Genomic DNA, 21149 nt, shown 5'->3' with positions numbered 1-21149 from the left:
TCACAACCTCTGCAATGAGGCGTATCGTAGCCGGAGCACTGGCGCTGGGACAGGGTCGATCAGGCCATGCCGCGTGCGCACCGGATTCACGTCTCGCAGACAACGCAACAAGCAAAGAACTGGCATAAGCAAACAACTGCCACAAGCAAACACGCAGCGGACGAACACGCAGCGGACGAACACGCAGCGGACGAACACGCAGCGGACGAACACGCAGCGGACGAACACGCAACAGGCGAACAACGCAACAGGCGAACAACGCAACAGGCGAACAACGCAACAGGCAAACAGCCGCCACATCGGCATCTGACTAAAACCACGCAGCATTGCAAGGCACTTTCGGGAGCGGTGAAATGCAGCTAGGCATGATCGGATTGGGACGCATGGGGGCCGACATGGTGCGGCGCCTTACGCAGGGCGCTCAGCAGTGCATTGTCTACGACGTGCAGCCTGCCGCCGTCGAGCGGCTCGTGCAGGAAGGCGTAAGCGGCGCGTCGTCGCTGGAAGACCTGGTGGCGAGGCTCGACAAGCCGCGCGCCGTGTGGCTGATGGTGCCCGCCGCAGTGGTCGACGGCACGCTGGAAAAGCTGGTGCCGCTGCTCGATCCGGGCGACATCGTGATAGACGGCGGCAATTCCTATTATCACGACGACATTCGCCGCGGCGCCGAGCTCGCCGCGCGCCAGCTGCATTACGTGGATGTCGGCACGAGCGGCGGCGTGGCGGGCCGCGAGCGCGGCTATTGCCTGATGATCGGCGGCGAAGCGCAGGTGGTGGCGCGGCTCGAGCCGATCTTTGCGACGCTCGCGCCGGGCGCAGCCGCCGCGCCTGCCACGCCAGGGCGCATGCCCGGCAGCAGTACGGCGGAGCAGGGCTTTCTGCATTGCGGTCCGCTCGGCGCGGGGCACTTCGTCAAGATGGTCCACAACGGCATAGAGTACGGTCTGATGGCCGCGTATGCCGAGGGCCTCAACATTCTGCGTCACGCCGACGCCGGCAAGCACGCACGCGAGGCGGACGCCGAAACGTCGCCGCTGCGCCGCCCCGAGTTTTATCAATACGATCTGAATCTGGCCGATATCGCCGAGGTATGGCGGCGCGGCAGCGTGATCGGCTCGTGGCTGCTCGACCTGATCGCAGGAACGCTCGCGGGCGACGCCGATTTGCAACGCTACGCGGGCCGCGTGTCCGATTCCGGCGAAGGGCGCTGGACAATGGCGGCGGCCATCGACGAAGGCGTGCCGGCACCGGTGCTCAGCGCCGCGCTCTTCGCGCGTTTCAGTTCGCGCGGCGAAGCGGACTTCGCAAACCGCGTGCTGTCCGCCATGCGCCATGACTTCGGCGGCCACCTCGAGAAACCCGCCGAGCCGCCGCAAAGTCCGCAAGGCTGAGCGTTTGCCAGTTCGCCGCAACAGCACAATCCACCGGAGCCGCACATGCCAGCCGCACAAGCCACCACCAGCACGGCCGCGAGAACCGCGCCGCACGAGGTCGTGTTCCTGTTCGATTGCGACAACACCTTGCTCGACAACGATCACGTGCTGTCGGACCTGCGCGCCCATATGATGCGCGAGTTCGGCACCGACAACAGCACGCGCTACTGGGAAATCTTCGAACAGTTGCGCAGCGAACTCGGCTACGCGGACTATCTCGGCGCGCTGCAGCGCTACCGCACGGAACATCCGCGGGACACGCGGCTGTTGCTGATGTCGTCATTCCTGATCGACTATCCGTTTGCGAACCGGCTCTATCCCGGCGCGCTCGATGCGTTGCGCCACGTCGGCCAGTACGGACCCACGGTGATCCTGTCGGACGGGGACGTGGTTTTCCAGCCGCGCAAGATTGCGCGTTCGGGCTTGTGGGAGGAGGTCGAGGGCCGGGTGCTGATCTACATTCACAAGGAACTGATGCTCGACCAGGTGATGGAATGCTACCCGGCGCGCCACTATGTGATGGTCGACGACAAACTGCGCATTCTCACCGCCATGAAGAAAGCCTGGGGCGGCAGGCTCACCACGGTATTTCCGCGCCAGGGTCATTATGCGCTGGACCCCAAGGAGATACTGGGCAATCCGCGGGCGGACGTGACCATCGAGCGGATCGGCGATCTTGCCCAGCTCGATGTAAAGACCCTGCTGGCCGGCAAGACCTAGGTGTTGCCCAGCTTCGCCTGTGCGTCGGCGGCGCCCATTCTGCGCGCGGCGTCCAGCGCGCTCACGCCGGCCGCATCGCGCGCGTCCGGATTCGCGCCGTGCGCGATCAGCAGGTCCATGATGGCGGTGCGGTTGAACATGGCCGCCACCATTAGCGCGGTGCGGCCGTCCGGCGAAGCGCCTTCCACGTCAGCGCCATTCGCGAGCAGGGTCTGCACCACGCCCTCGAAGCCCTTGAACGCCGCGCCTGCAAGCGGCGTCTGGCCGTTGTTGTTGCGCAGGTCCGGGTCGGCGCCGCGTTCGAGCAGCGTACGCACCGCGTCCACGTGTCCGTGATAGCTTGCGAGCATTAGCAGACTGTCGCCGTTGTCGTTACGCAAATTCGGCGGCACGCCTTTTTCGATCACGGCGGCGAGCATCGCGGCGTCGCCACGGCGCGCGAGATCGAACACCTGCTGCGCGAGCTCGATCAGTTGCGGGTCGACAGGTTGACCGGAAGGCGAAGAGGAGTCGGCCGGATTCGTCAATGAAAGCTCCTTGCAGGAATGCTGCGCGGCTTCGCGCGTGAACACCGGCAGCATACACAGTTTGGGCCGCCGGCGCGCTGTGCGTGCCGGCTCACAGGTTTCAGAGGTGGCCGAACAGCTTCACCAGCAGGCCGAACACGCCGACCAGCACGGCCACGCCCGCGCACAGCACAACCAGCGTGAGAAGAAGAACGAGCGGTGCTTTCAGACGGTTGGATGTCGGCATGATGAATGTGTATGGTTAAGGACGAGCAACACGATACCGGTAGCCCCGTTGCACAGCTTAAGCGTTTCGCCGGAACTGTGCACTCTGCCTGGCGCAGGACTTGCAACGCGGCTCGAGGTTCGCGGCTCCAGCGACTTTGAGCACGATCAACCTTTGCGCCGGCTTTTCACGAACCATGATGTACGCATCCGGTCACACGGCTGACGACCGATGCTTAACGGCACGAGCCGCTGCATCGAGTGCTTCGCTCCACACGCCCGTCATGTCCTGTGCATGACGCTCTTCGGCAAAGCTTCGCAACGCCCGCCAACCTGCCTGACAGTCCTTACGAGGAGTGACGCCATGGCTGAAGCAGTCTCCCGTCCCACCCCGCCGCAAACGCTGGACCCCGATACGCTGCGCAACATGGATCGCTACTGGCGCGCGTGCAACTACCTGTCCGCCGGCATGATCTACCTGCGAGACAACCCGTTGCTGCGCGAGCCGCTTGCGCCCGAGCACATCAAGAATCGCCTGTTGGGACATTGGGGCTCGGACCCTGGGCAGAGTTTCCTGCTCGTGCATCTGAACCGGCTCATCAACAAGCTCGACCTCAACGTGATCTACGTGTCGGGCCCCGGACACGGCGCTCCCGCCACGCTCGCAAACTGCTATCTCGAAGGGCATTACTCGGAGATCTACCCGGACCGCAGCCAGGACGAAGCCGGCATGCGGCGCTTTTTCCGGCAGTTTTCGTTTCCGGGCGGCATTGGGTCGCACTGCACGCCGGAAACGCCGGGCTCCATTCACGAAGGCGGCGAACTCGGCTACAGCCTGTCGCACGGCTATGGCGCGGCTTTCGACAACCCGGACCTGATCGTCGCGGTGATGATCGGCGACGGCGAGGCCGAAACGGGTCCGCTCGCCACCTCGTGGCATTCGAACAAGTTCCTCAACCCGGTACGCGACGGCGCCGTGCTGCCGGTGCTGCATCTGAACGGCTACAAGATCGCCAACCCCACGGTGCTGGCGCGCATTCCGCGTGAGGAACTCGAGGCGCTTCTCACCGGTTACGGCCACAAACCGTATTTCGTCGAAGGCGACGAACCGGAGTCGATGCATCAGCAGATGGCGGCCACGCTCGAACAATGCATCGGCGAAATCCGGGCGATCCAGCAGCATGCACGCGCAAACAACGACGCCACGCGCCCGCGCTGGCCGATGATCGTGCTGCGTTCGCCGAAAGGCTGGACCGGCCCCAAGGAAGTGGACGGCCACAAGGTGGAAGGCTCATGGCGCGCCCACCAGGTGCCGATTGCCGACCCGGCGACCAACCCCACGAGCCTCGCACTGGTCGAGGCGTGGCTGCGCAGCTACGAGCCTGAGTCGCTGTTCGACGAAACCGGGCGGCTTGTCGAGGAGTTGCGCGAACTGGCGCCAAAGGGCGCGCGCCGCATCAGCGCGAATCCGCATGCGAACGGCGGGGTGCTGTGCAAGATGCTGGATATGCCCGCGTTTCGCGACTATGCGGTCGACGTCAAGCAGCCGGCGTCTGCGTACACGTCGCCCACCCAGGTGCTCGGCACGTTCTTGCGCGACGTGATGCGCAGGAACATGAACAACTTCCGCGTATTCGGGCCCGACGAGACGGCGAGCAACAAGCTCACCGCCATCTACGAAGCCTCGGACAAGACCTGGCTGGCCGACTCCCAGCCGAACGACGCCGACGGCGGCGCGCTGTCGCCCGACGGCCGTGTGATGGAAATGCTGAGCGAACACACGCTGGAAGGCTGGTTCGAAGGTTACGTGCTGACCGGGCGGCATGGCCTTTTTGCCACCTACGAGGCCTTCGTGCACGTGATCGATTCGATGTTCAACCAGCACGCCAAGTGGCTCGAAAAAGCCAAGCGCGAACTGGGCTGGCGGCAGCCCGTGCCGTCGATCAACCTGCTGATCACGTCGCTCGTCTGGCGTCAGGACCACAACGGGTTCACGCATCAGGACCCCGGTTTTCTCGACGTGGTGACCAACAAGAGCCCTGACGTGGTGCGCATTTATCTGCCACCCGACGCGAACTGCCTGCTGAGCGTTGCAGATCACTGCCTGCGCTCGCGCGACTATGTGAACGTGATCGTGTCGGACAAGCAGCCGCATCTGCAGTATCTCGACATGGAGTCGGCCGTCACGCATTGCACCAAGGGCATCGGCATCTGGGAGTGGGCGTCGACCGACCAGGGCGCCGAGCCGGACGTGGTGATCGCGTGCGCGGGCGACATCGCGACCATGGAAGCGCTCGCCGCCGTGCAGATTCTCAAGCAGCACTTTGCGGATCTGAAGATCCGCTTTGTCAATGTGGTGGATCTGTTCCGCCTGATGCCGGAGCATGCGCATCCGCATGGACTTTCGAGCCGTGACTTCGATTCGCTGTTCACCACCAGCAAGCCGGTCATTTTCAATTTCCATTCGTATGCGTCGCTGGTTCACAAGCTGACCTATAACCGCACTAATCACGACAATCTGCATGTGCATGGCTATCACGAGAAGGGCAACATCAACACGCCGCTCGAACTCGCGATCGTCAACCAGGTGGACCGCTTTTCGCTGGCTATCGACGTGATCGACCGCGTGCCGAAGCTGCGCGGTGTGGGCGATCACACGAAGGAGTGGCTGCGCGGGCAGATTATCGAGCATCTCGCCTATGCGCATGCGGAGGGCATCGACAAGGAAGAGATCCGCAACTGGACATGGACAGACTGAGCGAGGCGTGTGATGAATCCGGACAACGGCGCGCACGAAGGCGCTCACGACGACGCGCACGGACGCGTTCGCAGCGACGCGCACCAAGGCGCTTTGGCGCAAACCATTCTGGTGTTGAACAGCGGATCGTCGTCGTTGAAGTTTGGCCTGTTCGCGCACGCGGACGGCGACGAGTCGCTGCTGCTCGAAGGCAGCGCGCGAGGCATCGGCCGCGGCGACGGCAGCTTGCGGATCTCGGCGCCCGACGGCCGTGTGCTGGTGCGCGAGGAGCATGTGCTCGAGTCGCAAACCGATGCGTTGCAGAAGCTCTCCGCAGTGCTGGCCGGGCAGCATCATGCGCAACCGGTCGCGGTCGGGCACCGGGTCGTGCATGGCGGGCCGCATCTGAGGACGCATCAGCGGCTCACGCCTGAGGTGCGCCGCCGCCTCGCGGATGCGGTGCATTTCGCGCCTCTGCATATTCCACCCGCACTCGCGTTGATCGACGAAGCGCAAAAGATTTTTGGCGGCGCCGTCCACTTTGCCTGCTTCGACACGGCGTTTCATGCGACGCTGCCGCCGCGTGCGGCGCAGCTCGCGTTGCCGCGGCGCTATGCGGATGCCGGTGTAATTCGCTATGGATTCCACGGGCTCTCGTACGAATCGCTCGTCACGCAATTGGGCGCGGCGTTGCCGCCGCGCGCCGTGTTTGCTCATCTGGGCAACGGTTCGAGCGTGTGCGCGTTACAGGACGGCAAGTCGGTCGATACGTCGATGGGCATGACGCCCACGGGCGGCGTACCGATGGGCACGCGCTGCGGCGACCTCGATCCGGGCGTGCTGCTATATCTGCTGCGGGTCGACAAGCTCGACGCCGATGCGCTCGAAACGCTGCTCAACCGCCACAGCGGTCTTGCCGGTTACGCCGATGGCGAAAGCGACATGCAGGCGCTCGAACAACGCGCGGCGGCGGGCGACGCGCATGCGGCGCTGGCGCTCGACGCGTTCGCGGCCGCGGTGCGCAAGACTATCGGCGGATATGCGGCCTTGCTGGGGGGCATCGACCTACTGGTGTTGACCGGCGGCATTGGCGAGCACAGCGCGGGCATGCGCAAACGGATTTGCGAGGGGCTGGGGTTTCTCGGGCTTCATGAAGACGACCCGGCGGGCAAGGTGAGGGTGCTGCATACGGAAGAAGAGAAACAGATCGCGAGGCATTGCCGCGCGTTGATGCGTGAGTGAGTGAGGTTGGCAGCGGGCGCGAGGTGCAGGTCCGACGCCGAGGCTAGAGGCTCGACGCCCGAGACCCGAGACCCGAGACCCGAGACCCGAGACCCGAAACCCGAGACCCGAGACCCGAAACCCGAAACCCGAAACCCGGGACCCGGGACCCGGGACCCGGGACTTCAGACCCGAGCCCCGCCCTCAGTCAGCCTTCACCACCAGCCGATCGCACACGCCGCTCACGCCGAACAGCCGGGTCACGTCCTCGAGCGCCGCGAGCTTTTGGGGGAGCCTTTCCAGTTCACCGTAAAGGGTGACGCGGCCGTCATGCACGTCGACATCGACCATGCGCGGTGGCACAGCGGCGTCCCATGCGAGACGCCTCATTGCCTCGGCGGCGATCGCGGCGTCGCTCAGACGCGCGCCGTTGGCGTCGTAGGAGCCTTCATCGTGCGGCGTGGCAAAGCGCGAACGGGTCATGACGGTTGAATAAAACAGTGGCGCGTCAGCGGTGGCGGAACTGCCGCGACGATAGCACGCGGACAAATCCCGCACACTGTATTGCCGCGGTCTTAGCCGTGCTGTGTGATGCGCAGCATCGAAGTATCGTAGCCGAGTGCGCGCACGCGCTCCATCAACGCGTCTTTCAGGCTGGCGGCCGGTTTGGCTTCGCGCGTGAGAATCCACAGGTAGCGTCCTCCCGGTGCGCCGACTATCGACCAACTGTAGTCATCCGCGTGATCGAGCACCCAGTAATCGCCGAAGAAGAACGGCCCGAAGAACGACACTTTCAGCTTCGCATTGCCCGAACGCGCCACGACCTTCGCCCGCCCTTTGGAGACGTCGAGTGGTCCCTCGATGCCGCCTTTGCGGCAACTATTCGTAACGTCGATCAGGCCGTCTTCGCGAGCGGCGTAGTCGGCGGTCACGGCCTCGCAGTTCTTCTCGAAGCGGTTGTCATAGCGCGCGAGCTCGTACCAGCGGCCCAGGTAGCGCGCGAGGTCCACCGGCTTGGCCGGCTCGGGCACCCGCGCATTGCCGCTCTTGCCGGCCGGACTGAGCGCACAGGCGCCAAGCAGGCAGACAGCGCCCACCGCAAGCGAGATAGCGCTTGCGCGCAGCACTAATCGGGAAGAACGCATAGGTAACGAACACTCCATGTCGGCAAACAGGGGACAGGCAAGCAGACAATATGCCTAGCGGCGTAGTGTTCGGGCATCGCGGCGTCCGGTGTCGTGGCGCGGCGTCGCGGTGTCCGGCACCGCGGTGTGGCATCGCGGTGCGGCAGCGAGGTGTCCGGCGTCGCGGTGTAGCCGCGCGCTTGTGCATGGCCGTGCGGCATCGCGGTCTGCCGTCGCGGTCTGCCATCGCGGCGTGGCGTCGCGTTGTCCGTCATCCCGCGCGCCGCATAACTCGGGCTTCTTCGCGCGGTGCAGGCATTGCACGGACACACGTTCGGCGCAGGCGCCGCCTCGCCCGAATCACGCCGCCAGCGCGCGAGCCGTTTATCATAGTGCCCACAACCAGAAACCCGCCGCCTCGCTGTGCAATGGTAAGGCGTTTCATTGACCACCACAGCGGCCTGCCCGCTACATCACATGAATTCGACTCCCGACGTTCCCTCGCGCCCCTCCATCCGTGCGTTGACCCTACTCGAGGGGCGCGTGCTCGGCGTGCTCGTCGAAAAGCAGCACACCGTGCCCGACAGTTACCCGCTTTCGCTCAACGCGCTGACCTTGGGCTGCAATCAGAAGACCGGCCGCTCGCCGGTCATGAACGCGACCGAAGCCGAAGTGCTGACGGCGCTCGACGGTCTGAAGCGCCTAAGCCTCGTCATGGAAGGCAGCAGCAGCCGCGTGCCGCGTTTCGAACACAACATGAACCGCGTGCTCGGTCTGCCGAGCCAATCCGCGGCGCTGCTCACCACCTTGCTGCTACGCGGCCCGCAGACGGCCGCGGAATTGCGTTTGAACAGCGCGCGCCTGCATGGCTTTGCCGATATTTCATCAGTGGAGGCGTTTCTCGATGAACTCGCCGCCAACGAACCGCCGCGCGTCGTCAGGCTGCCTCGCACGCCAGGCGAGCGCGAGCATCGGTGGATGCATCTGCTGTGCGGCGAAGTGAGCGCGAGCGAGTTCGCGCAGTCCGCAGGCAGCGCGGACGAAAGCGTGCCGCTCTCCGCGTTCGAGGCCTTGAAAGCCGAGCAGAAAAGACTCGCCGACGAAGTCAGCCGGCTTCAGGCAGTGGTGCGGCGCATGGCCGCCGAACTGGGCATCGATGCGAACGATCTCGATGGGTGAGCGACACGGCTCAGGCGTCCGTGCCGCGCCGCGAATCGGTGGATAACGCACGCTGCGTGCGGTAGAAGTTGCGCGGCGGCACATTCGGCGAGTCCTGCGCGAGGCGGTCCAGCTCTTCCCGTATCGCGCTCAGGTAGTGGCCGTCGAGCACACCTGCGTCGCCCGCAAACACCGCTTCGAGCCGCCGCCGCACCGCGCCGTAGCGCGCGCCTGCGGTCCGATGTTTTTCCGCGCGCTCCGCATAACGCAGATAGGTTTGCAGCGCTGAAGAGACAGCGGCGACCACGCTCACGACCCCGACCAGCAGCCTGATTTGGAACGACACGCCGCTCGAGTTCAGCGAGGCGAACACGGCCGTCCCCACGAACGCGGCCAGCACGGTGACGAGCCAGCCGATCTGACGGTCGCGCGCCGACAGGAGGTCGGCCATATCGTAGTGACTCATCTGGGATTCGCGTGCGCGGCGGATCCACTTCAGCAGCAACTGCTGTTCGTCGACCGGCGGTTCGTAGGCTGGCAGATCTTTCATGGGGCTCGTCAGGGCAGGCGTGCCGCGCGCGATGCGCGTGCACTGACGCTACTGTGCCACATGAAAGCGCGGCCGGCAGTCCGCTGATTCAGGCAGCCACGGCCGCCGTGCGCGCCACGCCGAAGCGCTCGTTGTGCGGATTGCCATTCAGATAGAAGTCGCCGATGGCCGCCTCGCGAATAATGGCCGGGTTGTGCGACGCGAGCACCCGCGCGTTGCGCCAGTAGCGGTCGAAGCGCCGCGTTTCGCTGGTCGCCGAAGCGCCGCCTGCTTCGAAGAGCAGCGTGGCGGCCTGCAAGGTCTGCTCGATGACGATCTGCTGCGCCTGAAAGGTCTGAATGTCGAGGCGAAAATAAGTGTCTTCCGTCGTGCGGCCTTGCTGCCGTGCGACCACTACGTCGTCAATCGCACGCGCGAGCGAGGCCGTGATGCTTTGCGTCGAGTAGGCGAGGCTTGCCAGTCTGCCTATCACGCGTTGCACGAGCGGATTGTCGCGCGGACTGGATTCGCCTGGGACACCGAAGGTTCTCGTTTTGCCCCGCGTGAACGCGACCGCGTCGCGCAGCGCAGCCCGGCTAATGCCGGCGAGATTCGCTACGTGCAGCGCCTGGTAGTACGAGGTGAGCACGCTGTTGCGACGCGGCGCGGACGCGTCGTAGCGCCGGTACACGTTCCCGGCCGTCACCGGCACGTGCGTGAAGCGTGCGGTGCCGCTGCCTGTCAGGCGCTGACCGAAGCCGTCCCAGTCGTCGATACGTTCGAGGCCCGGCGCATCCGTCCTCACGAGCACGCGCACGTCGCTCTGTCCATCGTGCGCGGCGACGTCCACCCAGTCCGCATAGAGCGTGCCGGTGGTGTAGTACTTTTCTCCGTGCAGATGCCACGCGCCTTCGCTTTGTGTGAGACGCACGCTGTTGCTCGTGACGGCAGTGCGCTCGGCCACGGCGCCGCCGATTATCTGTCCTTGCGCGATGCGCGTGAACCAGCGCTCGCGCAGGGCGTCGTCGCCATCTTCGAGCAGCGATTCGATAAAACCGCCGTGCACGCGCAGAATCTGCGGCAGGTTCGAGTCCGCTTCGCCGAGGCGTGTGACGAGGGCGAGGAACTCGCTGAGCGAGACGCCTTCGCCGCCGTATTCGACGGGCACGCGCAGCTTCGTATAGCCGGCCTCGCGCAGCCACTCGACCGGGGCGTAGGCAAGCTCGCGGTGCCGTTCGCGATGCACCGCGCCTTGGGCAATGCGCTCAAAGACAGGCGCGAAACGGCGCGTGAGAGGACTGTCGTCGAAAAGCTGCGCGGCGTCGGCAATGCCTGCCGCATGCGGCGCAGCGTCGTGCGAGATAAGTGCAGACATGGGTTCTCCATTGAGGCGCGCAATGCGCAATCCGGCAACGGTACGGCATACGGCACGCCCGGAGCAACGAAGCATTTGGCCGATTCTTAGCAGCAGAAGCGAAATGGTCGCGGGCCTGAGCCCGGCATGACTCCGGCATGAGCCCGGCATGACTCCGGCATGAGTCCGGCATGAGTCCGGCATGACTCCGGCATGACTCCGGCATGACTCCGGCATGACTCCGGCATGAGTCCGGCATGAGTCCCGCATGAGTCCCGCATGAGTCCCGCATGAGTCCGCATCACACCCACATGAGCAGTCAAGCGTGCGGCCGCGCACACACGCCGCCACGCGCGAGGTGCATGCTCGTCGTCACATCTGCGCGAAGCCGCGCCGGCAAGCGTGCGCTGCCGCCGCGCAGCCATGCCGCGCACGCTGAGCGCCACGAGAAAGCGGCCAGCGGACCCGCACCCTGTGAGATGGTATGGACAAGACAACGCCTCGCGCACGCCGCTACGACGTGATCACCGACGAAGCGCAATTTCGCGCGCTACAGCCCGAATGGGACACACTGTGGACTCGCGCGCAGGGCCACTACTATCAGTCGTTCAGCTACTGCTGGCTGGCATGGCAGCACGTGTCGAAGCCGCACGGACGTCTGCTCCGGTGCATCGTCGGCCGCGAGGATGGACAACTGGTCATGATCTGGCCGCTCGAAGCCGTCAAGCGCTCGCTCTGGACCTACGTCGTGCCGCTCGGACCCGAAGGCGGCGACTATACGAGCGTGCTCGTCGCGGACGACCCCACAGCCACGGCGCTCATAGAAGGCGCCTGGAACACAGCGCGCAGGCGCTGCGGCGCGGACTTCATCCATCTGCCCTACGTTCGCGAGACGCTTCACCTGCACGCGCTTGTGTCAGGCGAACGGCACGTGCTGTTTACCGAGGCACACCAGGCGTCGGCTGCGCGGTTGCGCGGGCAGGGCACGTGGGACGACTATTGCCGCTCGCTTGGCACCTTGTTCGGCAAGCGGCCCGGCACTTTCGCCAAACGTCTGTCGAAGGAAGGCACGGTCGCAGTGCGCGTGCTCGATCCGGCCGAAGAGCGCGAGACGGCCTCGCTTATCGAATGGATGTTCAACTGTAAGCGCAGTTGGAGCGACCGCGTCGGCAAACGCAGTGTGTGGCTCGACTCGACCGCGTTCGAACTGTTTCTCGGCAAGCTGATTCATTCGGGGCAGGTGCCGTCGATGGCGCGCCTCATTGTCGTGACATTAAACGACGCGCCGGTTGCGGGGATTATCGTCAGTGTGGGCAACCCGTGGGCGAGCGCGATTTTCGCAGGCTACGACCCATATTACGGACGCTGCTGCCCGGGCCTCATCGCAGTCGAGCAATGCGTGAAGTGGGCGTTCGACAACGGCTACGACCTCGACTTCGGTGTCGGCGCGGAGCGTTTTAAGGCGTATTGGGCGCGCGGCGAAGCGTCGAGCGCATGGACCACGCAGATCGTCAACTCGAGCTGGGGACTGCTTGCGATCCGCGCGCGGCGCCTTGCCCGCGCGCTCGCATCCGGCGCGCGCAGGCGCACGCATCGCGCTACGAGCGGTCGCGATTGCGCGCTCGCGTCGCGCCGGTGATCACCGCGATACCTAACAGAATCACAGCTACGATCGCGATGACATGCTGCGCGACATGAAGCGCCATCAATCCCCACGCCACGCCGCCGATAAAAATAATCCATCCGACCAGGTAGATAAGCAGGGTCATCGTTTTTCTCCTTGTAGTTTCGGCTCATGGCGCCGGCAGCCTGCCGTGAAAAACTTACCGTGCGCCCCGATGAGCCGCAGATCCAGTCACGGTGCAATAGCGCACGAGTCGCGCGCCGGTAGCGCCGCTAGCGCTGCTACCGCGAGATCGTCTGCGGGACCATCTTCAAGCACATTGCGCGCCTGAACCTGGCGTCGCCACGCGAGCCTGTCCGGAACGAGGTTTGCTTGGCGTCGTTATCCGCCACATGCTCCATCCACAAGCGAGAAGCGTAACGCGACGAATCATGGCCACTACCCGGCGCACATCCAAAGGCACGCCAGCGGCAGAAGGTGAAACCGCTGCGAGCCCCGAAGTCGATCCCGACCAGCACCCCGCAACGCTCGACGCTTGCCGCCGCTGCGCGTTGTGGGCCAATGCGACGCAGGGCGTGCCCGGCGCGGGTCCACGGCGCGCGCCGATCATGATGGTCGGCGAGCAGCCCGGCGACAAGGAGGATCTGGCGGGCCTGCCGTTTGTCGGACCGGCCGGCGCATTGCTCGACGATGCTCTCGCAGAGGCGGGCGTTGCGCGCAAGGAAGTGTATGTGACCAACGCCGTCAAGCATTTCAAATGGACGCCACGTGGCAAGCGCCGCATGCATAAAACGCCGGCGCAACGCGAGGTGGACGCGTGCCACTACTGGCTGGAGCGCGAAATGGAAAGCGTGGGCGCACAGGTGATCGTGGCGTTGGGCGCTACTGCCTTGAGGGCCGTGCTCGAAGATTCGAAGTCGCGCTTGCAGGATTCGATCGGCAAGGTCATTGAACATGGCGACCGTCTGGTGGTCGCGACGTATCACCCGTCGTTTGCTCTGCGGGCGCCGGACCCCGAAACGCGCCAGCGTGCCTACGCGGCAATTGTCGCCGCGCTGCAAGACGCGAAAAAGCTCGCGCAGCGGCACAAAAAATAGCGGCGGCCTGACATGCTGTCAGGCCGCCGCTTCGTGCGCGTGCAGCCCAAGGCGCTCCATGAGTCTTTGTGCATCGAAAGGCGCGTTCGTCTTTGCGTCGTTGTCGAAATAGCAGTACACGTCGCGCGTTTGCGCGCGAGGGGGCTGCAGTTGCGGTGCGGCAAGACGCGCATCGACGGGTTGTGCGCCACGGCTCCATGCCTCGATCCTGCGCGCCCAGCGTTCGAGCGATGCATCGGAGTACTCGCCCGAGTATTTGGTTTCGGTGCCGTGCAGCCGCATGTAGACAAAGCCCGCGCTCAGATCCTCGAACTGCGGCCAGGCTTCGGTCGAATCCGACACGACGAGCGCAACCTTGTGCCGACGCAGCAGCCTGACGAACGCCGGATCGACGAAGCTCTCATGACGCACTTCCACCGCGTGCAGCAGCTTGCGCTTGCGGTCGATCTGCAGATAGGGCGTCTTCACGCGCTGGTCGTGCTGCTGCGCTAGCGCCAGCGCAGCTTCCGTGTCGCGCGGCAGCAGGCTCAGAAACCGCTCCATGTGCTCAGGGTCGAAGCGCAGCGATGGTGGAAACTGCCACAGTATCGGCCCCAGCTTGTCCTTCAGCGCAAGCAGCCCTTGCGCGAAGAAATTCGCGCATGCCACGGTGGCTGTTTCGTCGCGAAAGCGCAGCAGGTGGGTCAGATAGCGCGCGCCTTTCACGCTGAACACGAATCCGGGCGGCGTTTGCGCATACCAGTTCTGCCAACTGTCGAGCGATTGCAGGCTGTAGTGCGTGCCGTTGATTTCGATCGTCTGCATGAGGCCCGCCGCGTACTGCAGCTCGTTGGCCTGCTTCAGGCCCTTCGGATAGAACGTTCCGCGCCATCCTTTGTAGCGCCAGCCCGAAATGCCGATGTGAATTCCGTCTGATGTGCTTTTCACTTCGCTGTCCGGATCGTCTTGAAGATCGAGGTGTGGACCCCGAGGGCAGCAATGCGCGTGCCATTGCGGGGCACAGAGGTTGCTGCACCCGCGTATTGGGCAATGCATCCGCACACGGCGGATCGCGCGATGGTGGGCAACGCATGGCTTAACGCATGGCGCAACCGCATCGCGCCATGCACCGCTTAACGCATGGCGCGCAAACACTCTGGAGGCACGCATGGCAGGCACGGATTTTCGCAGCACGGACCTGGAGACGCACAGCGACGGCACGATGAGCGTCAAGCATCGCGGCGTGGACATCGTGGTCAGCGCGAAGCAGAACGACCGCGGCGCGTGGGTCGCGCTAATCGAGGCTTCGGTCGAGGGCCGACCCTTGCCGTTGCCCGACGTGGAACCGGTTACGCCGGAATGGACGACGCACGCCGAGGCCCTGCGCGACGGCGTGGAGCGCGGCTGTTATCTGGTCGAGCGAACGGCCGGCCACGGCCTCGAGGATTCCGCGCACGGTTCGGGAGCAAGCTGATGAACCACCTCGTCCACCTCATCTGCCGCGCGATGGTGACGGGCACCGCGGCGGGCGGCGCCGCAGCCGTCACAGCGGGCGCGCGGGGGCGCGCGGACGGCAGCACGCCGTACGCGCCGCTAAACGCAGTTACTCATTGTCTGTGGCCGCGCCGCGCCTTCAGCGAGACGGGACCCAGCGCTCGCTTCACGCTGACGGGGCTCGCGATCCACCAGGCGTCGGCGATTTTCTGGGGCGTGCTGTTCGAAGGACTGCTGGAGCGCTGGCAGTGCCGCGTCAGGCGCCGCGCGGGCGTGGCGGACATCGCGGCGACCGCTGCGACCACCGCGGCGATCGCCTATACCGTCGACTATCACGCGGTGCCAAGCCGCCTCACGCCGGGCTTCGAAGCGCATCTGTCGAAGCGCTCGATGTTCTACGTCTACGCCGCGCTTGCGGCCGGTTTCGCCGCAGCCGCGCTCTACCGCGGCAACAGCAGCGACTGAACCGCACGGAATGCGACCGGCGCGAGCAGCAGGATCTCGCGCCGCTGCCCGGCTTCGCGCCGGAGTTCAGGCTCGAAGTCCAGGCTCCAGGTTCAGGCCGTTTCCACCTTGCGTGCATCCGCCGCGCGCTCGACCAGAATCACGAACGGCTCGCCCTCGTGGAGCTCATAGCGGCGAATCTGCGCAACCTGGTCGGCGGACAGCACCTTGCCCTTGGTCATCAGCAGCGTGCCGCGCGAGGTGCGCAGGTCGTCGGCGAGTTTCATGCCTTCCTTCAGATGCGAGGCGTCGACGCGGTCGGGCACGCCTTCCGGCGTCAATTCGGCGTGCTTCGTCAGCAGCTCGATGTATTTCTCGGCGATCGCGGGATCGTAGCGAATTCCGCTCTGCGCGCGCACGGTGGAGATGATCTGCGCGTCGCCCATCTTCTGCGGGGCGATTACGCCGATGCGCAAATCTTCCGCGTCGCGCGCGAGCGCCAGTACGCGCGCGCCGAGCGGAATCAGTCCGCCGATCAGGCCATCCGGCGTGCCGCGCCCGTCGTAACGTTCGTACTGGTGACGGATCATGGTCTGCACGCCGCTCAATTGCGACACCGGCGTGAGCGCCATCTGCCCATGCAGCGGATGAAGCTGATACAGCTTCGCCTCCTGCGGTTGCAGCTTGGCGATAGGCGTTTTCAGCAATGCATCGGGCAAAAACAGTTTGCCGATGCCATGCAGCAAACCGGCCATCAGCAGTTCGTTGCACGCGTAGTCGCTTAAGCCCAGCGCGGCGCCCAGCTGTCGGGCCGTTTCGCCGATGCGCGCCGAATGGCCAGGCAGACCGCAGCGCATTTCGACCATGTTCGCGCACACCTTTACCATCGTCAGAAAGTTGCTTTTCAGATCCTGCTGCGCGCCTTCCAGAAACATCACAGTCTGACGTATTTCCTCGGTGCGTGCGTGGACCTCGCGCTCCAGTTCCATGTTGAACGACGCCAGCTTGCCGTTCTGCTCCTGGAGCAGCGCGGTCAGCCGTTCGGCCTTGCGGTGCAGCGCGAGCTGTTCGAGCGCGCGCTGGATCGTCAGAAGCAGGTCCTGGTCGTCCCAGGGCTTGTGCAGGTAGTGATAGACGTGGCCTTCGTTGACCGCGCGCACCACTGCATCCACTTCAGAGTAGCCGGTGAGCAGAATGCGAATGGCGTCGGGCGTCATGGTGCGCGAGCGCGCGAGGAATTCGGCGCCGTCCATGTTCGGCATGCGCATGTCGGAGATGATCACGTCGACCCGCGCCGATTCGAGCAGCGCGAGCGCCTCCGCGCCGCTGTTCGCGCTCAGCACCTCGTACTTCAATGGGCGCAGCAGGCGTTTGAGCGACGAGATCACGCCCGGCTCATCGTCCACCAGCAGCAGGGTGGGGACCGGTGCGGCTTCCGTATCGACGGCGGCGGACGACGCAGGCTCCGCCTGTTCGGCGTTGCCGGGTTCGCCCGGCGTAGCGCTTGCCTGGAGTTCAGACATGATTAACCTCTTGATTGATTTCGCGCGACAGCGCCTGTTGCGTCAGCTCGCATGAGCGCACCTCACAACGCCTCGAGAAAGTGGTCGAGCGCTTCCTTCATTCCGCGGATCGCCGCATCGGGCAACAGCAGCACCATGCGCGCGCCGAAGCCGCCTTGCTCGAGTGTGAAGTGAATCTCCAGCAGCAGCGCGACGTCCCAGCGCCCGCCGGGCAGCAGGGCGTCCTGCTTCTTGCCCGCGAGCGGCAACAGCGTCGGCTGCGAGAAACAGATGTGCCGGCCCAACTGTTCGAACACGCTTTGCACGCACGCGCCGACCAGCAGGTTGGTGATGTCGCACAACACTTCGACTTCGGTGTCCGGCGCGCTCACGTCATGGCCCATCAGCTGTTGCAGTTCGCGCTGGCCGTCCTTGCCGACAAGCACAATAGCCTCGCCGGATATGTCGGACTGGAACGCCTGGCGCACGGGCCGCAATTCGCCTTCGTCCTGCGCGCCGAGCGCGGTGCGCAACTGTTCGACGCCGACCAGACGGATGTCGGGCACCGAAAGCGTGACGAATGCGCCCAGCAGTTTGGCCAGCGCGGCGGCGGCCTTGCCCATGCCTACGTTGCAGATTTCCTGCAAGGCGTCGCGCTGGTCTTCGTTCAGAGACTGTTCATTCATGGAGACCGTACTCCGCGAGAATCGGCCGGATTGCTTCGGGGGAGACCGGCTTGGAAATGAAGCCGATCGCACCGAGGGCCTTCGCACGCTCGACGGCGCCGCACTGCACGTCCGCCGAGACGACGATCACAAATGTATCCAGGCCTTCGTGCTGGATTGCTTCGAGCACCTGAAAGCCGTTCATGACGGGCATCGTCAGATCGAGAAAGATCACGGCGCCCTTGCCGGCGCGATACAGCTCGAGCGCGGCAGCGCCGTCCGACGCCTGGGTGATCTCGACGTCCCATTCCTCCGGCAGGGAGCGGATCAAGAGTTTTCGGGCGAGTGTCGAATCGTCGACAACCAGTACGGGCAATGGCATAGGTCTACCTCATGTGGCTGCCGGCGACTGCGCCGGCAACGCGATTGCATCCAGCGAGCCGTTTGGCGCGAGCGCTTCGGTTGCGCTGGTTTCTTCAAACTGGGTTGCGTCGACAGGCAGCGTGACGCGAAACGTCGTGCCTTCGCCGACGGTGCTCACCACGGAAATCGTGCCGCGGTGCGCGCTGACGATTCCATAGGTCACCGACAAACCGAGGCCGGTGCCCTGGCCGACCGGTTTCGTCGTGAAGAACGGGTCGAAGATACGTTTCAGATGCTCGGGCGGAATGCCGCAACCGGCATCGGCGATTTCGAACCACACGTGCGACGGATCGGCGGCGTCCATGCCAGTACGTACGGTGATGGTGCCGCGCGGCGCGCCATGCTGCTCGTGGTTGCCGCCGTACGCCTGCGCCGCGTTGACTACGAGATTCAGCACGACCTGGCTGATCTGCGAGGGGATGCAGCGCACGAGCGGTATTCCGGCATAGTCGCGCACGAGATGCGCGCAGTACTTCACCTCGTTATGCACGATGTTAAGCGTCGACTCGATGCAGCGATGAATGTCCGCCAGCTCCCAAACATGTGTGCTGTCCACGCGCGAGAAGTCGCGCAGATCCACCACGATGGTGCGCACGCGCGCGAGCCCTTCCTTCGATTCATTCACGAGCGTGGGGGCGTCGCCGACCAGGTACTCGAGGTCCGCCTGTTCGGCGAGCGTCTGCAGGTCTTTTTTCAGTGCGGGCGTAGCCTCGCTCACCATGCGTTCGACGTCGGCGGCATAGCGGATCAGCGTCTTTACGTAGTTGTCGAGCGTGTTCAGATTCGACAGCACGAAGCCAACAGGATTGTTGATCTCGTGCGCGACGCCCGCTGCGAGCTGACCGATCGCGGCCAGCTTTTCCGATTGCAGCAACTGCTGATGCGCATGCGCAAGCGCTTCGTTAAGCGAAGTAAGCTGCTCGTTGCGCACGGTCAGTTCGGCGAGCGCGCTGCTCACCGCTTTCTCGCGGTCCTGAAGTTCGCCGTAGGCGATGCAGACATCGGTCGTGTCGACAATCGTGACGCCCACCGCAAACACCTCGCCGTGATCGTCCTCGATTGGAATGAAGCTGCAGTTCTGACGCATTGCGTCGATCGTGCCGGTGATGGGCCGCGAATGCTCGAAGCGAAACAGATACGGGCGGTGTTCCCACGACGAGTACGCAGGTGTGCCGAGCACGAACACGCCCTCTATCTTGCGGCTCAGCCACTGCCGCGGCAACTCGGGAAACGCGTCGAGCAGGTTTTGCCCGACCACGGATTCGGCCGAACGTCCGCTGTGAGAGTGCATGAAGCGATTCCACGTGAGAATGCGCAGCGAGCGATCCACCGTGAAGACCCCGCAATTCACCCGCTCGACAATAGCTTCCGACAGTTTGGTTTTCACCGAAATGGCCCGTGAAATGACAAAGCATGCAGCGCTCTCATCGCCGGGCCTGTGAGTGCTGCTGCGTGGTGACCCGGCGTCGCCGCTATGAATCAATTAACGGAGCGCAAGGGCCCGGCACGGAGCGGTATTTACCCTGGTCCAGAACGCATCGGGCGCGGGCGCAATCACAGCCGCTGGCGACGCTCGCACGCTAACGGCCCGCGACCAAGGGTTTCCCGTCATGCGCGGCGTATCAAGCAGGCCGCGAATCCGCCGTAAACAGCATGAAGAGGGACATCTCGCCGCGCGCAATCCGGTTGCGTCGACCGGCTGCGAGGCCCATCGTCCGGCAATGTTCAGGAGGAGTCATGCATTCACGCCTTGCGCTCACAGCCACGCTGCTCGTGCTCTGCGGCCTATGCATGCGCCTTGCATGTGCGCAGGATGCGCCGCAGTCCGCGAGCCGCGCGGCAGGGGCTGCGCCGCTCGATCTGGCCGCGATGCAGCGCGCCGTGGATAGCGCGAGCGAGCCGGCTTCACGCTGGAGCGGACCGAGCTCGGGCCCGGCCGCAGTGCCCGGCGCAACCATTGCGATCATCAGCGAGGACTTGCGCAACGGCGGCGTGCTGGGCGTCGCCAAAGGCATCAAGGAAGCCGCCAACGCGATGGGCTGGAACACCCGCGTCTACGACGCGCGCGGAACTGCCGCGGGCCGCAGCAAGGCGGCTGCGGCTGCGCTCGCGTTGCACCCGGACGGCGCGATTCTGGTCGGCGTGGATGCGGCCGACATGAAGCCGGATTTGCTGCCGTTCGCCGCGCGCAAGGTTCCGCTCGTCGGCTGGCATGTCGGTCCGGTCGCGGGCGCAATGACGAACGGTCCGGTCGCGATGAACGTGTCCACCAATCCGCTGGATGTCGCGCGTATCACGGCAATGGCGGCCGTGATCCAGTCAGGCGCGCGCGCGGGCGTGGTGGTATTTACCGACAGTAATTTCCAGATCGCGCGAGCCAAGACGGATGCCATGCTCGACGTGATTCGCGCGTGCCGCGATTGCCGGCTGCTTGCCGTGCACGATGTCGCGATTTCGAAAAGCGCCGAGCAGATGCCCGCGCTCACCGACGAACTGCTCGCGCAATACGGCAAGCGCTGGAATTACGCACTCGCGATCAACGACATCTACTTCGACTATGCCGCCCCCGCGCTGACCCGGGCCGGCGAACGCAACCCGGGTCTGAGCATGCTGTCGGCGGGCGACGGCAGCGCGGCGGCATTCCTGCGCATCCAGGCGGGAACGTTCCAGACCGGCACGGTCGCCGAGCCGCTCAATCTGCAGGGCTGGCAACTGGTCGACGAACTGAATCGCCTGCTCGCGCATCAGCCGGTTACGGGTTATGTGTCGCCGGTTCATCTGGTGACGGCGGCGAACATCCGCTTCGATGGCGGCTTGCAAGGCCAGTTCGATCCCGGCAACGGCTATCGCGACATCTACCGCGGCATCTGGAAGCGGTGACCGTCATGAGGATGAAGAACTCCGCAGGAACCGG

Annotated in this window: 22 protein-coding genes; 10 read left to right on the top strand and 12 right to left on the bottom strand. The window is 64.7% G+C overall.

All coding sequences use genetic code 11. The features are described 5' to 3' along the window. The first annotated feature begins 353 nt into the window (after nucleotides 1-353). Complete coding sequence (gene gnd, locus F757_RS0128000; RefSeq protein WP_027214274.1) at nucleotides 354-1391, top strand: phosphogluconate dehydrogenase (NAD(+)-dependent, decarboxylating); 1038 nt, start codon at nucleotides 354-356, stop codon at nucleotides 1389-1391. 45 nt (nucleotides 1392-1436) lie between these two features. After that, complete coding sequence (locus F757_RS0127995) at nucleotides 1437-2153, top strand: HAD family hydrolase (RefSeq protein ID WP_027214273.1); 717 nt, start codon at nucleotides 1437-1439, stop codon at nucleotides 2151-2153. Here F757_RS0127995 and F757_RS0127990 read toward each other — a convergent pair. Continuing rightward, nucleotides 2150-2680, bottom strand: a complete 531-nt coding sequence (locus tag F757_RS0127990; protein WP_027214272.1) for an ankyrin repeat domain-containing protein — start codon at nucleotides 2678-2680, stop codon at nucleotides 2150-2152. The two genes, F757_RS0127995 and F757_RS0127990, sit on opposite strands and share 4 nt — an antisense overlap. A gap of 100 nt (nucleotides 2681-2780) precedes the next feature. Further along, nucleotides 2781-2906, bottom strand: a complete 126-nt coding sequence (locus F757_RS36895; protein WP_269661262.1) for a hypothetical protein — start codon at nucleotides 2904-2906, stop codon at nucleotides 2781-2783. A 342-nt stretch (nucleotides 2907-3248) separates the two neighbouring features. Between F757_RS36895 and F757_RS0127980 the strand changes: the two genes are divergently transcribed. Together F757_RS0127980 and F757_RS0127975 are read left to right on the top strand one after the other, a co-directional pair. Continuing rightward, the gene (locus F757_RS0127980; protein ID WP_027214271.1) at nucleotides 3249-5642 is read left to right on the top strand and encodes a phosphoketolase family protein; all 2394 of its coding nucleotides are present in this window, start codon (nucleotides 3249-3251) and stop codon (nucleotides 5640-5642) included. A 12-nt stretch (nucleotides 5643-5654) separates the two neighbouring features. Further along, the gene (locus tag F757_RS0127975; RefSeq protein ID WP_232221471.1) at nucleotides 5655-6863 is read left to right on the top strand and encodes an acetate/propionate family kinase; all 1209 of its coding nucleotides are present in this window, start codon (nucleotides 5655-5657) and stop codon (nucleotides 6861-6863) included. A 183-nt stretch (nucleotides 6864-7046) separates the two neighbouring features. On the opposite strand, the gene F757_RS0127970 is transcribed toward F757_RS0127975, so the two are convergent. Next, a complete protein-coding gene (locus F757_RS0127970; RefSeq protein ID WP_027214269.1) occupies nucleotides 7047-7325 on the bottom strand; it encodes a BON domain-containing protein in 279 nt (92 codons plus the stop codon). 92 nt (nucleotides 7326-7417) lie between these two features. Next, entirely contained in the window at nucleotides 7418-7987 is a 570-nt protein-coding gene (locus F757_RS0127965) for a lipocalin family protein (RefSeq protein WP_027214268.1), read from the bottom strand. Between the two features lie 456 nt (nucleotides 7988-8443). On the opposite strand from F757_RS0127965, the gene F757_RS0127960 reads away from it, so the two are divergent. Continuing rightward, the gene (locus F757_RS0127960) at nucleotides 8444-9145 is read left to right on the top strand and encodes a YceH family protein (RefSeq protein WP_027214267.1); all 702 of its coding nucleotides are present in this window, start codon (nucleotides 8444-8446) and stop codon (nucleotides 9143-9145) included. Between the two features lie 10 nt (nucleotides 9146-9155). On the opposite strand, the gene F757_RS0127955 is transcribed toward F757_RS0127960, so the two are convergent. Further along, entirely contained in the window at nucleotides 9156-9674 is a 519-nt protein-coding gene (locus tag F757_RS0127955) for an SLATT domain-containing protein (RefSeq protein ID WP_027214266.1), read from the bottom strand. An 88-nt stretch (nucleotides 9675-9762) separates the two neighbouring features. Next, nucleotides 9763-11028 (bottom strand): acyl-CoA dehydrogenase family protein, encoded by a 1266-nt coding sequence (locus F757_RS0127950; protein WP_027214265.1) that lies wholly within the window; start codon nucleotides 11026-11028, stop codon nucleotides 9763-9765. 463 nt (nucleotides 11029-11491) lie between these two features. Between F757_RS0127950 and F757_RS0127945 the strand changes: the two genes are divergently transcribed. Next, nucleotides 11492-12646 carry a GNAT family N-acetyltransferase gene (locus F757_RS0127945; RefSeq protein WP_027214264.1) on the top strand — a complete coding sequence of 385 codons (1155 nt, stop codon included), beginning with the start codon at nucleotides 11492-11494 and terminating at the stop codon, nucleotides 12644-12646. Here F757_RS0127945 and F757_RS36325 read toward each other — a convergent pair. Then, nucleotides 12606-12776, bottom strand: coding sequence for a hypothetical protein (locus tag F757_RS36325; RefSeq protein WP_198017965.1), 171 nt, complete (start codon nucleotides 12774-12776; stop codon nucleotides 12606-12608). The genes F757_RS0127945 and F757_RS36325 overlap by 41 nt on opposite strands. 286 nt (nucleotides 12777-13062) lie before the next feature. On the opposite strand from F757_RS36325, the gene F757_RS0127930 reads away from it, so the two are divergent. Next, nucleotides 13063-13728 (top strand): UdgX family uracil-DNA binding protein, encoded by a 666-nt coding sequence (locus F757_RS0127930; RefSeq protein WP_027214263.1) that lies wholly within the window; start codon nucleotides 13063-13065, stop codon nucleotides 13726-13728. 18 nt (nucleotides 13729-13746) lie between these two features. Here the strand turns inward: F757_RS0127930 and F757_RS0127925 are convergent, their stop codons facing one another. Further along, entirely contained in the window at nucleotides 13747-14655 is a 909-nt protein-coding gene (locus F757_RS0127925) for a DUF72 domain-containing protein (protein WP_027214262.1), read from the bottom strand. Nucleotides 14656-14875: 220 nt separating this feature from the next. On the opposite strand from F757_RS0127925, the gene F757_RS0127915 reads away from it, so the two are divergent. After that, nucleotides 14876-15181, top strand: a complete 306-nt coding sequence (locus F757_RS0127915; protein WP_027214261.1) for a DUF6566 family protein — start codon at nucleotides 14876-14878, stop codon at nucleotides 15179-15181. Next, complete coding sequence (locus tag F757_RS0127910; protein WP_027214260.1) at nucleotides 15181-15666, top strand: hypothetical protein; 486 nt, start codon at nucleotides 15181-15183, stop codon at nucleotides 15664-15666. The genes F757_RS0127915 and F757_RS0127910 overlap by 1 nt, the downstream gene beginning before the upstream one ends. 92 nt (nucleotides 15667-15758) lie before the next feature. Here the strand turns inward: F757_RS0127910 and F757_RS0127905 are convergent, their stop codons facing one another. The 4 genes from F757_RS0127905 to F757_RS0127890 all read right to left on the bottom strand — a co-directional run bounded on the left by F757_RS0127905 (nucleotide 15759) and on the right by F757_RS0127890 (nucleotide 19622). Then, nucleotides 15759-17168 carry an HD domain-containing phosphohydrolase gene (locus tag F757_RS0127905; RefSeq protein WP_027214259.1) on the bottom strand — a complete coding sequence of 470 codons (1410 nt, stop codon included), beginning with the start codon at nucleotides 17166-17168 and terminating at the stop codon, nucleotides 15759-15761. Nucleotides 17169-17230: 62 nt separating this feature from the next. Further along, complete coding sequence (locus tag F757_RS0127900) at nucleotides 17231-17833, bottom strand: chemotaxis protein CheC (RefSeq protein ID WP_027214258.1); 603 nt, start codon at nucleotides 17831-17833, stop codon at nucleotides 17231-17233. Beyond that, nucleotides 17826-18194 (bottom strand): response regulator, encoded by a 369-nt coding sequence (locus tag F757_RS0127895; RefSeq protein WP_027214257.1) that lies wholly within the window; start codon nucleotides 18192-18194, stop codon nucleotides 17826-17828. Before F757_RS0127895 ends, F757_RS0127900 begins: the two co-directional genes overlap by 8 nt. A 9-nt stretch (nucleotides 18195-18203) precedes the next feature. Continuing rightward, on the bottom strand, nucleotides 18204-19622 hold the full coding sequence (locus F757_RS0127890) for an ATP-binding protein (protein WP_027214256.1): 1419 nt from the start codon (nucleotides 19620-19622) through the stop codon (nucleotides 18204-18206). Between the two features lie 350 nt (nucleotides 19623-19972). Between F757_RS0127890 and F757_RS0127885 the strand changes: the two genes are divergently transcribed. Further along, nucleotides 19973-21115, top strand: a complete 1143-nt coding sequence (locus F757_RS0127885; protein WP_027214255.1) for a substrate-binding domain-containing protein — start codon at nucleotides 19973-19975, stop codon at nucleotides 21113-21115. Nucleotides 21116-21149 lie beyond the last annotated feature (34 nt).

The sequence above is a fragment of the Burkholderia sp. WSM2232 genome, assembly GCF_000472545.1.
Lineage (GTDB): Bacteria > Pseudomonadota > Gammaproteobacteria > Burkholderiales > Burkholderiaceae > Paraburkholderia.
The sequence above is the reverse complement of the archived record's forward strand: the minus strand, read 5'-3'. Positions and strand labels throughout refer to the sequence as shown.